The 11082-nt window shown below is 67.1% G+C and carries 10 protein-coding genes and 4 pseudogenes; 9 read left to right on the forward strand and 5 right to left on the reverse strand.

What is annotated here, in order from left to right:
- The 3 genes and pseudogenes from ACGFYN_RS47035 to ACGFYN_RS47045 all read left to right on the forward strand — a co-directional run.
- Positions 1 to 256: pseudogene (locus tag ACGFYN_RS47035) on the forward strand (sodium:proton exchanger); the annotation flags it as partial.
- A 517-nt stretch (positions 257 to 773) separates the two neighbouring features.
- The gene (locus ACGFYN_RS47040) at positions 774 to 1136 is read left to right on the forward strand and encodes a winged helix-turn-helix domain-containing protein (protein WP_393872125.1); all 363 of its coding nucleotides are present in this window, start codon (positions 774 to 776) and stop codon (positions 1134 to 1136) included.
- A pseudogene (locus tag ACGFYN_RS47045) lies at positions 1133 to 1691 on the forward strand (transposase). The gene ACGFYN_RS47040 and the pseudogene ACGFYN_RS47045 overlap by 4 nt, the downstream one beginning before the upstream one ends.
- A 163-nt stretch (positions 1692 to 1854) precedes the next feature.
- Here the strand turns inward: ACGFYN_RS47045 and ACGFYN_RS47050 are convergent.
- The 3 genes from ACGFYN_RS47050 to ACGFYN_RS47060 form a co-directional block, all read right to left on the reverse strand.
- Positions 1855 to 2139: a GAP family protein gene (locus tag ACGFYN_RS47050; RefSeq protein ID WP_393872126.1), complete on the reverse strand. Its 285-nt coding sequence runs from the start codon at positions 2137 to 2139 to the stop codon at positions 1855 to 1857.
- Positions 2140 to 2831: 692 nt separating this feature from the next.
- On the reverse strand, positions 2832 to 2996 hold the full coding sequence (locus ACGFYN_RS47055) for a hypothetical protein (protein ID WP_393872127.1): 165 nt from the start codon (positions 2994 to 2996) through the stop codon (positions 2832 to 2834).
- A gap of 580 nt (positions 2997 to 3576) precedes the next feature.
- Positions 3577 to 4788, reverse strand: coding sequence for an IS110 family transposase (locus tag ACGFYN_RS47060; protein WP_393872128.1), 1212 nt, complete (start codon positions 4786 to 4788; stop codon positions 3577 to 3579).
- Positions 4789 to 5019: 231 nt separating this feature from the next.
- On the opposite strand from ACGFYN_RS47060, the gene ACGFYN_RS47065 reads away from it, so the two are divergent.
- The 5 genes and pseudogenes from ACGFYN_RS47065 to ACGFYN_RS47085 all read left to right on the forward strand — a co-directional run bounded on the left by ACGFYN_RS47065 (position 5020) and on the right by ACGFYN_RS47085 (position 9564).
- Positions 5020 to 5187, forward strand: a complete 168-nt coding sequence (locus ACGFYN_RS47065) for a hypothetical protein (RefSeq protein ID WP_393872129.1) — start codon at positions 5020 to 5022, stop codon at positions 5185 to 5187.
- A 559-nt stretch (positions 5188 to 5746) separates the two neighbouring features.
- A complete protein-coding gene (gene gnd, locus ACGFYN_RS47070; RefSeq protein WP_393872130.1) occupies positions 5747 to 6790 on the forward strand; it encodes a phosphogluconate dehydrogenase (NAD(+)-dependent, decarboxylating) in 1044 nt (347 codons plus the stop codon).
- 11 nt (positions 6791 to 6801) lie between these two features.
- A complete protein-coding gene (gene zwf / locus ACGFYN_RS47075; protein ID WP_393872131.1) occupies positions 6802 to 8274 on the forward strand; it encodes a glucose-6-phosphate dehydrogenase in 1473 nt (490 codons plus the stop codon).
- A 467-nt stretch (positions 8275 to 8741) separates the two neighbouring features.
- Positions 8742 to 8936: pseudogene (locus ACGFYN_RS47080) on the forward strand (IS256 family transposase); the annotation flags it as partial.
- A gap of 76 nt (positions 8937 to 9012) precedes the next feature.
- Positions 9013 to 9564, forward strand: coding sequence for a hypothetical protein (locus tag ACGFYN_RS47085; protein WP_393872132.1), 552 nt, complete (start codon positions 9013 to 9015; stop codon positions 9562 to 9564).
- A 236-nt stretch (positions 9565 to 9800) separates the two neighbouring features.
- Here ACGFYN_RS47085 and ACGFYN_RS47090 read toward each other — a convergent pair whose 3' ends face one another.
- Together ACGFYN_RS47090 and ACGFYN_RS47095 are read right to left on the reverse strand one after the other, a co-directional pair.
- Entirely contained in the window at positions 9801 to 10199 is a 399-nt protein-coding gene (locus ACGFYN_RS47090; protein WP_393872133.1) for a peptidase inhibitor family I36 protein, read from the reverse strand.
- A 255-nt stretch (positions 10200 to 10454) separates the two neighbouring features.
- The gene (locus tag ACGFYN_RS47095) at positions 10455 to 10667 is read right to left on the reverse strand and encodes a DUF2283 domain-containing protein (RefSeq protein WP_393872134.1); all 213 of its coding nucleotides are present in this window, start codon (positions 10665 to 10667) and stop codon (positions 10455 to 10457) included.
- Between the two features lie 124 nt (positions 10668 to 10791).
- Between ACGFYN_RS47095 and ACGFYN_RS47100 the strand changes: the two are divergent.
- Positions 10792 to 10974 (forward strand): annotated as a pseudogene (locus tag ACGFYN_RS47100) (transposase family protein); the annotation flags it as partial.
- Between the last annotated feature and the right edge of the window lie 108 nt (positions 10975 to 11082).

The following is an 11082-nucleotide window of genomic DNA, read 5'->3' on the forward strand; positions in this document are numbered from 1 at the left end:
GTTCATCGGTGGCGAGGTCCTGTTCGGCCCGGATCTGACCTGGCCAGCCTTCTCCCACAGATACGAAGAGGGAGCCGCCGTCCTGGCACAGCCCGTCGGCGGTGCGCTGCCCCACGGCTCCGATCTGCTGTTCCTGGTCCGGCCGGACGGCCGCCTCGATCCGGCCACTGAAAACAGCAGACCACTGCCCGGGCCGGGCGACACGCTCGTCCTGCTGGTCCCGGGCGGGCGGGGTACCGCGCGTCCGCCGGCGTAGGCCGGTTGTTGCTGACCTGGTTGCACGGACGAGGGCGCTTTTCGCGACTTCATCGACTCACGGATGGATCTCGAGCGGGCTGTCTGCGACAGTGCGGATCGTAACGTGAGATCGGGCGCCAGCCAGGGCCAGGTCCAGCACCGGCACGCACCAATGGAGCGAGGAAAAACGCCTGGTGATCTGTCCACGGCCACCACACGCCTGTCAGACCCAGGACGTGACAAGCGTCCGGTCGTCGACGGCTCTTCGCATCTACGAACAGGAAGCCCGAGAGTATGGAAGGCCGCGCCTAACTGCTACTGATCTCTTCGGGCTGTTGTCGGGGGCTGATCCCTGCCGTGGGCCGGTGGTATGCGGTACGCGCAGGGTGGCGGGCTGACCGGCGAGCGGCGGCGGTTTCGTGGGCGCATTCGGTACCAGGCCAGCGAGCGGTTCGCGCGTGGTGGGAGGACCGCGGTGATCGCGAAGGATCGGCGGTCGGTGGAGCGCTTGGCGTCATGCCTGGCAGGAGGGCGGGATGGACGCTCTCGCCTCCGCGGGACCAGCCAAATTGCCCAAGGCCTGCGACGGCCAGTTCGCCGAGCTGGAGAAGGAGTTGGCGCTCGGGCCGGCCGACCACGGATGGGAGGACCAGCGATGGACCCTGCCACGGGTCAGAGCACTGATCGCCTGGAAGTTCGGCATCGACTGCTCCTCGGTGGCCGTGTGGCGGCTGCTTCACCGGCATGGCTGGTCCTGGCCGTCGCCGGCTCGCCGCGCGCTGGAACGCCGACGAGCAGGCTGTGGGCTTGTGGAAGAAGGACGTGTGGCCGCAGGCGGAATGACCGCGGCGGCGCTGGGGGCCTACATCGTCTTCGAGGACAGGCCGGGTTCTCGATGACCCCGCCGCGCGCCCGCACCTGGGGCCGACGCGGGCAGACACCCGTGGTGCGGGTGCGGGGCCGCTCCCGGCGCCGCTGGTCGATTGCCGCCATGCGCTGCTACGGGCAAGGCGAACCCTCCGGGCTGATCTACCGGCCGCGCCGCCACCGCAAGTATCGGGGCAACGGACGCGACACCTTCGCCTGGAGCGACTACCGCGACCTGTCGTGCGCGCGCACCTCCAGCTCAAGGCCCGCATCGTCTTGATCTGGGACAATCGCAACACCCACCGGGCCGCCGGGATGCGCGACTATGCGGACGATCACCACTGGCTCCCCGTCGTCCAACTGCCCTCTTATGTACCGGACTTGAACCCCCAGTGGAGGGTGTCTGGACTTTGTTACGGCGCGGCCCACTGGCCAACACCGCCTTCACCGACGACGACCACCTCGAACGCAGTCTCCGCCGGGGTGTGCGCCACATTCAGCTCCGCCCCGAACATATCGACGGCTGCCTTGCCGGCTCCGGACGCAACCTCACACGCGACACGACAACAACCCGAAATAGTCAGTAATTGGCCCTGGGACGAGACCAACTTGTGACGCGCAGCGGCCGCCGCAACTCTTACGGTCAAGACGGTTGTTGGCTGACCGATGCCCTTTCAGCTGATGTGCTGGGATGCCACGACACCGCAGGGGACAGCCGTGGGGCTCGTATCGCCGCCGGAGCCGTCTTCGTCAAGTGACCAGTTCGGCGATGCACCGGGCTATCAACCACAGGCCGAGGAGCAGGAAAAGCGCGACGATCATCTGCTCTTGGTGATGCTCCAGCCAGCTCCGCAGGGCGTTTAACCGGGCGTTCGCGACGGCGGCCGCCCGCACCGTGTAGATCTCCATGGTGATAAGGCTGCGTGTGGCCAGCAGACAGTAGCCGGTCAGCGCTAGCCAGTCGGCGAGAGTGGAGAGGTCCGAGTCGACGGCGCTCGCGGCACCGGTACCGACCAGTCCCCAGGGCTGCAACAACCATGAAAGGACCCGCTGCCGCGGCCGGAGAGGCGTTGCCGATCCGGGCGGTCCAGCGTGGCGGACCGTGCGGGCGGGGCGGCCGGCGATTCCGGAATGCGCTGTACAGCAACAGTGCCAGGCCGAAGGCGCTTCGATCACGTCAGTCGAGGGCGCGGTGTGACGGGCCGGGGGCTGACTTCCGGTCAGCAGCATCACACACAGGCGATCACTGCAATCAGGTTGGCCGGCCACGACAACAGGAACGCCAGACGCTGGCGAACGCCGCGCCGCGAAGAGAGCAGCAGGATGAAGGCGCTGTTGTACGAAGGCCCAGGGTGATGGCCGTAGCCATCACGACCAGGCCGAGAACTATTGGATCAGCCGCTCCTGGTGTCAAAAGGACCATCTGCGTCCTGTGGAGGGGCGGATCGGTCGGCAGAGTGAGGCGGTGTTGCTGCGGTGCCGCATCCCGACTGCAGACGGCCGGCCGGTCAAGCGGCCACGCCTTCATGGCCAAAGCGGCTGCCCGGCGAGCTTCCGGGCGTGGATGGCCTGGGCTTTCCGAGGCAGACCCGTCTGCCTTCGGGAACCCACCACCTACGCCAAGCTCGCCGCGGACCTCCGGATCAGCGAAGGCGCCGCCCATGCTTACGTAGAGCGTGATTGCGCTCCTGGCTGCGGGTGCCTCAGTGCTCCGCTTCGAAATGCGTTTACAGGACCTTGTCAGCGGCACGGAAGACCGAGCCCCTGATCCGTCGAGGTTCGTGGACGCAGTCAGGATTGGTGAACAGGCTGCCAAGCCGGTGCAGCATGTTCAGGACGTCGAGCTCTATCTGGTCGGCGAGGCGCTGGCGGAATTCCGTAACCGAGGTCATCACCTCCAACTTCCCTCAATGGGGCCGCACTTCCGTGCTTCCAGTATGACCTTCCCCGTGCCTACGGCTGTGCACCGTTTTAGGAGGCGTTCGCGAGCAGGTTCATGTCCGCTCTCCGGCGGGTCATCTACTGACGGGGCCTGCCAGCCGCGAGCGCGGGCCCCCTGGGCGCGTCTCGTCAGGGAGGCAGCCTCGGAGGGCCCGCGCCACCAACCTACGGCACCCGCGTGAGCGCGTTCTCCGACACTCCACGCCGGAGCCTCGATCTGCAGCGCGCGGGTGATGTCTGCGCCTGGCACAGCTGGCGGACACCCCTCATGAGCCGTCTGCCGCTGCAAAAGCTGCCGACTCTGATTCCGCTCGTCGTCTGCAGCTACTACCGGGGTGGTACGGGGCGGAGCGTTTGGGTGGAATGTCCTGCTCAGAAGACTGTGGCGGCAGGAAGGCCATCTTGACCTCGGAAATAGGGATCGTCATCCCGGTGAGATCGTATGGGTATCCCCCGTTTGTGCCGACCGGGGCGGCCGGGCAGCAGAGGTCGCAGTCTGGGGGGTGCTTCTATCTGTTCGGTCAAGGTCGGTCAGGCTGTTCGTTCGTGCCCGGGTTGGTAGAGGGCGCGGTGTTTGAGCATGGCGTGCAGGACGTCGACGCGACGGCGGGTGAGGCAGATGAGGGCTGCGTTGTGGCGCTTGTTTTCCGCGCGCTTTCTGTCGTAGTAGGCCCGCGATTCGGGGCTGCTCAGCGCGGCGAACGAGGCCAGGAACAGGGCCCGTATGAGCATTTTGTTGCCGCCTCGGGGCGGTCCTTCGCCCCGGATGGAGGTCCCGGAACGACGTGTGGTGGGGGTCAGCCCCGCGTAGGAGGCCAGGTGGGCGGCGGTGGGGAACGCGCTGGCGTCGCCGACCTTGGCCAGGATGCGGGCACCGGTCCTGACTGCGACCCCGGGCATGGAGGTCAGGACCTTCGCGAGAGGGTGGGCCTCCAGCAGGGCCGTCATGCGGGTCTCCAGGATCTCGCGGCGCTTGAGGAGAACGGCGAGCGACTCGGCCAGACCGGAGATGATCTCGCCGGCCGAGGCCGTGCCGGGGACCTGGACGGTTTGCTCGGCCAGGGCGGCATGGATCTGTCCGGCCAGCTCCCGCGGGGTCCGCATGCGTGGTGCCGCGTCGGTCATGACCTCGATGAGCTCCTCCGTGCCGGCCTGGGCCAAGGCGGCCGGGGAGCCGAACGTCTGGAGCAGGGCCAGGACCGCCGGGTGACGCAGCCGCGGTCCCAGGACGCGTTCCAGGGCCGGATGGATCGAGGTGAGCAGTCCGCGCAGCCGGTTGGAGGTGCGGGTGGCGTCCTGAGCGAGATCGTCGTCGTAGCCCAGGACCATGCTCAGTTCGGCCCGCACGCTTTCATCGGCTTCGATGCTGTGCAGCAGGTGGGGCATGGTGCGGGCGGCATCGGCGATGACGTAGGCGTCGCGGGCGTCGGTCTTGCCGGTGCCGGGATGGCAGTCGGCCAGGCGGCACATGGACAGGCCGGGCAGGTAGGCCACCTCGCATTCACACGCGCGGGCCACGGCCACCGCCAAGGTCCCCACGGATGCGGGCTGGTCGACCACGACCAGGACCTTCCCCTTGCGCTTGAGACGGGCGAAGAGCTCCCGCAACTGGGGCTCACCGTTGGGCAGCGGCTTGTCGAAAGTGACGCGGCCATCGGCCAGCACAGCCGTGCCGTGGTGAGCGGACTTGCCAACATCCAGGGCACAGAAGACGTCGATCGACGTGAAGTTGTTGCTGGTCACCGGGCCTTTCCTCCTCCCGGGCACAACGAGTGGCCCGCTCGGGCACCGGAGATCGGCAGCCACATTACGCAGCCCTGCCAGTGGGCGGACACGCTTCCATCAGCGATCGACCGGTGCCGCCGGGACCAGCGACAGCACCCCCCGGATCATCAAGGACAGGGGCGACGAGTCATACCGGCCCCGAAGGCCACGAACCCAAACCGGGTTCTACGACGAAGGTAATGGGCGGCAGTGAAGGTGCCAGTCCAGCACTTCGCTGCGTCCACGCAGGGCCGGCGCCTGGCCGAAGGCAAGCGCCGCAAACAAGCAGCCCTCGCCCGCCAGCTCAACGTCCTCTGGGCACTCATACTCGACGTACGGTGCTGCGAGCTCACCCCGCCCAATGCTCTCGCGGCTTGACAAACCGCCTTAGGAATCACTCTTCGACTCATCGCCTCGGCCACATCGCCCGTGCCGTGCACACCCTGTTGACCTGACGGCACACTGGTTTGGACATCACCTGTTCTGCCGGGCCGGTTGCACGATTTCACCGCGTCCCGCTGGCACCGGATCATCGCCAGTTGCGTCCGGCTCGGCATCCCGGTCATCGCGGACCGGGCCCCGACTCCGATGGCTTGTCGAGAGAGCCATCGCGGAGATCATGACCTGGCGCATCCTCCGCAATCCCCCTGCCATCCCACCAGACTCACGTCAAACACCAAGGCCACTCACCCTGGAGGCTCACCCGTGAACAGGCTCACGGCGTGATCAGCACGAGCTGTCGTACACCATGTCATAAGGAAGCAGCCGGGCTGCCATGCTCGAGGCCACCGAAGGGGCCAAGTGGTGGAGCTCCGGGTGCCGGGGTCGTGGTGGGCGGGCAGAGTGGGGCGCGCAGAGCGCAAGATGGCGCGTATGCGGGACGGCGGGGCCGGGCTCGCCGACCGGCGGCCAGTAAAAGGAGAACGGGAGTACGGCGATGACATCGGACGCACCCATGCAGCTCGGAATGGTCGGACTCGGCCGGATGGGTGCCAACCTAGTGCGCCGGCTCATCCGGCACGGCCACCGGTGCGTCGTCAACGACGTTAGCCCCGACGCCGTACGGGCGCTGGAAGGGCAGGGCGCGACACCGGCCTTCTCGCTGGAGGAGCTCGTCGAGCGGCTGGAACGGCCCCGCGCCGTGTGGCTCATGCTGCCGGCGGGCGTGGTCCAGGAGACCCTGGACCGGCTGATCGGACTCCTGGAGCCCGACGACACGGTCATCGACGGCGGCAATTCCTACTACCGGGACGACATCACCCGCGCCCGGACCCTCGCCGAGCACAGCATTCACTACGTCGACTGCGGTACCTCGGGCGGTGTCTGGGGCCTGGAGCGCGGCTACTGCCTCATGATCGGCGGCGAGAGGGGTCCCGTGGAACGGCTCGCCCCCCTCTTCCGCACCATCGCGCCCGGCATGGGCAGCGCCGAGCCCACGCCCAGCAGGACCCTTACCGAGGGCACTGCGGCGCGCGGCTACCTCCACTGCGGGCCCAGCGGCGCCGGTCACTTCGTGAAGATGGTCCACAACGGCGTGGAGTACGGGATGATGGCCGCCATCGCCGAAGGTCTCGGCATCATCAAACACGCCGACGCCGGCCTGCGGTCACGAACCGCCGACGCCGAGACGGCTCCCCTGCCCGACCCCGAGGCCTACCGGTACACGATTGACGTGGCCGAAGTCGCCGAGGTGTGGCGCCGTGGGTCGGTCGTCGGCTCGTGGCTGGTCGATCTCACAGCCGAGGCCCTGGCCCGCTCCCCGCAGCTGGACGACTTCACGGGCCGCGTGTCCGACTCCGGAGAAGGGCGCTGGACCGTACTGGCCGCCATTGAGGAGAGCGTGCCCGCGCCGGTGATCAGCGCCGCCCTCTACCAACGCTACGAGTCCCGAGGGCTCGGAGAGTTCACCGCCAAAGTGCTGTCCGCCATGCGCAGCGAATTCGGCGGCCATGACGAGAAGCGCTCCGGCGCAGACGCGTGAGGAAGCGCGACATGGACCAGGATTCCGACACCACCCAGCCTCAGCCGCGCCCCGTGAACCATGTCATCGTACTCTTCGGCGCGACAGGCGACCTGGCCAGGCGCAAACTGCTGCCGGGCCTGTTCCACCTCGCTAAGGCGGGGCTCCTGCCGCAGCACTACCGCATCGTCGGCTCGGCCCCCACGTCCGAGGCCCTGAGCGATGAACAGTTCCGCACTCGCGCGCGCCAGGCCGTGGCCGAGTTCGGCCGTTCGCGCCCCGAGGGCCCCGCGTGGCAGGAGTTCGAGGCCGCCCTGTCCTTCGGCGCGGCCGACCAAGACGCCTCCCGAGCGCTGGTTGCCGCCGTACACGAGGCCGAGCAGGCCGTCGGCGGCACTCCGCGGCGGCTGTTCCATCTCGCCGTCCCGCCCGTGGCGTTCACGTCCGTCATCGGGCTACTCGGGGCCACGGGTCTGGCCCAGGACGCGCGTGTCATCGTCGAGAAGCCCTTCGGTACGGACCTCGCGTCCGCGCGCGCGCTCAACGCGGCCGTCCACGCCGTCTTCGACGAGTCCCGCGTGTTCCGCATCGACCACTTCCTCGGAAAGGAAGCGGTGGACAACATCCTCGCCCTACGGTTCGCCAATGGCCTCTTCGAACCGCTCTGGAACCGCGAGCACATCAGCCATGTGCAGATCGACTTACCCGAACAGATCGACATCCAGGGCCGCGCCCACTTCTTCGAGAGCACCGGCACCTTCCGCGACATGGTCGTCACGCACCTGTTCCAGTTGCTCGGATTCGTCGCCATGGAACCGCCGGTCGCCCTAGAAGCGCAGTCGCTCCGGGACGAGCAGGTCAAGGTCTTCCGCAGCATGCGGGCCTTGAACCCGGCGCACGCCGTACGCGGCCAGTACACCGGCTACCGCGCCGAGCCGGGCGTCGACCCGGCCTCAGACACCGAGACCTTTGTCGCGCTGCGCGTCGACATCGACAACTGGCGCTGGGCCGGAGTGCCCTTCCACCTGCGCTCTGGCAAGGCACTGGCCGAGGGGAGGCACGTTGTCACCCTCGGCCTGCGCGAGCCCGTACTTCGAATGTTCCCCCTGGACGCCCGGCAGGCGGCTGACGGCCGCGCCAACGAACTCGTCATCGACTTCACCGACCCCGGCTCCATCAGCGCCCGCTTCCTCGCCAAGGAACCCGGTCCCTCCATGCAACTCGCCGTAGCAGACATGGTCTTCGGCTACCGCAGCTCCTTCACCACCGAGAACTCGCTGGAGGCGTACGAGCACCTCATCCTCCAGGCCATGCTTGGCGACCAGTCCCTCTTCACCCGCTCCGACGCCATCGAACGCCTGTGGGAGGTCTCCGCGCCGCTGCTGGAGGCCCCTCCGCCGGTCGAGTGGTACGCCCCCGGATCCTGGGGGCCCGAGGCCATCACATCCCTCGTGGCCCCCTACCAGTGGCACTTGCCTGAACGGGGTCGGCCCAAAGACCGGTGACTTAACACTGGGGTGACGTAGCGACTGCTGCTGCACGCCAGCAGTCCGCAGCCGAGCCCTGTTTGGGCGGGCGGCTCATGTCACCTACCGGCCGGCCCAGTTGATTGTTGGCCGATCGCCCGGCAGACACTACACACTTGGCTGCCGGACGAGCGCACCGGATGCTGCGCAGGGTGACCATGCGGCGTGCAACTGGTGCGGCAGTGCACTTGCGCGAAGAATCAGATCCACGCCGTGCTCCACCGCGGCCTGCTGCCCCGCCCCGCCCGTATTCGACCTGTTCGGCCGGGCCTGGCTGACAACGCGGCAGCTGCCCGCCGACGAACAGAACACCGTGCAGGCCATGCTGCGCCAGCTGGACTTGCAGCAACGTGAACTTGCCACTGTCGAACAGGAACTGGCCGCCGACACCCTCGGCGACCCGATCGTGCGGCCGGGAAGTCGTGGAACGCCAGCAACTCGTCCCGGTCCAGCTGCGAACCAAGGTCAGTCGTGGGGCTGGCAGCCCTGCTGTGGCCCTGGCCATGGTGTTCAAACTGGTCGAGTCCGCCCAGGTTCGCTGGCGCGCGATCACGGGAGCCCACCTGGTCTCACTGGTTCGCGCGGGCACTCGGTTCGAGAATGGCGTCCCGGTCGAGCGCCAGGGGGCCGCCGCGGCCTGACGTACCCCGCCGGGCAGGCCCACCAGATGCAGACCATCGCCCATCTGCTGTCACCGACGGGCGATAGGGTCACGGCATGGACTTCAGCGGGAGGGTCTGGGGCGCCACGCGCGCGGAGCATAGTGCGCCCTATCCATGCGACCGGCTTGTGACGGCCCCGTCCGAGGGCTGGACGCGGGCAGTCGACATCGCGGCCTCACCAGCTCACGTCTTCAAATGGCTGCGCCAGTTGACCATCGCGCCGTACAGCTATGACTGGATCGACTTCCGAGGCCGCAGGAGTCCCCACGCGCTTCTTCCCACCCCGCCGGACCTGTCAGTGGGACAACCGTTTCTCGTCTTCGAGATCGCCAGCTTCACAACCGACGAGCACATCACCGGCCTGCTCCCCGTAGCCCTTGCCAAGCGGCACGGGCACATGGCAGTAAGCTACGCCGTGCGCCCCCACGGCGCGGGCTCCCGTCTGATCGTCAAGGTGATCACCGAGACCGGAGGAACAACAAGGCAGAGGCTACGCCGCCGGATCCTGGCCTGGGGCGATCTCGTCATGATGCGCAAACAACTGCTGACTCTGAAGAAACTGGCCGAAGGCAGCGCAGAGCCTGAAGCCAACGCCGCCAACGCGTAGGCAGCCCACTTAACCGCATCCACAACTCTTGACCAGTGCTCCCACCTGTACGAGCCGCACCCTCGCCTTGGAGCGACCTCGGCGCTACGTCAGGACCGTGCAGTGCACGCTGGCCGGTTCAGGGCTCGCGGCACCGTTTGCGATCTCGAGCCCACCCGGCAGGTTCGCTACCCACACCACCTTTTCGGGAGCCGGGTGCACTGGGGCTCCTGCATCAGCCGACGCCCAGCCACGACTCAGCATCTCTGAATCGTTGACGCTGTGTCATTCTCCTCTGGCCTTAGAACCGGAACAGAGAAGTTCGGGTCCATGATGTGGCCTATCCCCTCGAAATTCACGTCGGGGCCCCAGCAGTACCGAGTCCTCGTGGCATTAATCCAGGACGACATAACGTCGTTGAGCCCGAGACTGCCGAGATCATTTATCTCGCGTCCCTCCTCGATGCCCACCCCGCCACCCTCATAGAAGGCATCCCGAAAAACACACAGATAACCGTCCGGACAGGTCCTCTGCCCCACCGGGATAAACAGCAGATGCGGGGACCATCCGGCGTGCTGCGCTGCACTGGCCGGTTGCCCCGTGAGTCCCAAAGCCAGCACTGTCGCCGCTGATGCTGCTATTCCGGCTATTCCCATGGATGACTCCCTGATACCCCGCAAGGTTGCTTTTCTCAGGCATCCTGGCCCTCACGGCTGCATCCTGCGAGTCACCCGGGCCATTCGAGTGAAACGGGAGTGCCACTCCCACGTTTTCCCAGGTACATACCCCTCCGCCAGTCCCGATCCCTCTCAGGCGAACCCTCCACCGATCCACCCGAACAAGCCACGCTGAGCCTTTTCCATCCTGCTGCAAGACGCACCGCAGTCGCCGCGAGCGCGATGCTCTACTGATCATGCACCTTCGGTATCCAGCCGCTCTGCGGACTGGAGCAGGTACTCGGGCAGTTTTGAACTGGCCACCAACACCTCGATGCCGATGAGGCGACCCTGCTCGTCGAAGTCGAGGTTGATCACGCCGTCGACGTCCACTGGATCGCAGGGATACATGCGCGCGGACTTCACGCGGGCCTGCGGTTCGGTGAGGTATATGTACGCTGCGTTCACGGTCTTGCCCCAGTCCGTTGAGTTGCTCCAACAGCAAGTCCAGGATCTTCTCCTCCAGCCCGTGAGCCAGGAGCCGGTCGCGGAAGCCGGTCAGCACGGTGAAGTCGAAGCCGTCAGGCGCCCGCCGGGCCGCGAGCTCACACCGACCCAGCAAACCGTCAACCGTGCGCTGTCCGCGGCACGGGCGCCGGTTGAACGCGGCGTGGCACGACTGAAGACCTGGCGCATCCTCTGCAGATCCCGGTGCAGTCCGAATCGAATGTCGTCGATCGCCGCGGCCGTCCTCACCCTGGAGCGGCAACGCTGAAAGAGCACCCTACGTTGTTCTGCGGGAGGCGGTGAGCCCTTCGTATGGTTCATCCACCCAGGGGTGCCGGGTGTGGTTCAAAAAGCTCTGCCGCTTGTGGCTTTCAGT

Source organism: Streptomyces sp. NPDC048419 (assembly GCF_043200415.1).
GTDB lineage: Bacteria > Actinomycetota > Actinomycetes > Streptomycetales > Streptomycetaceae > Streptomyces.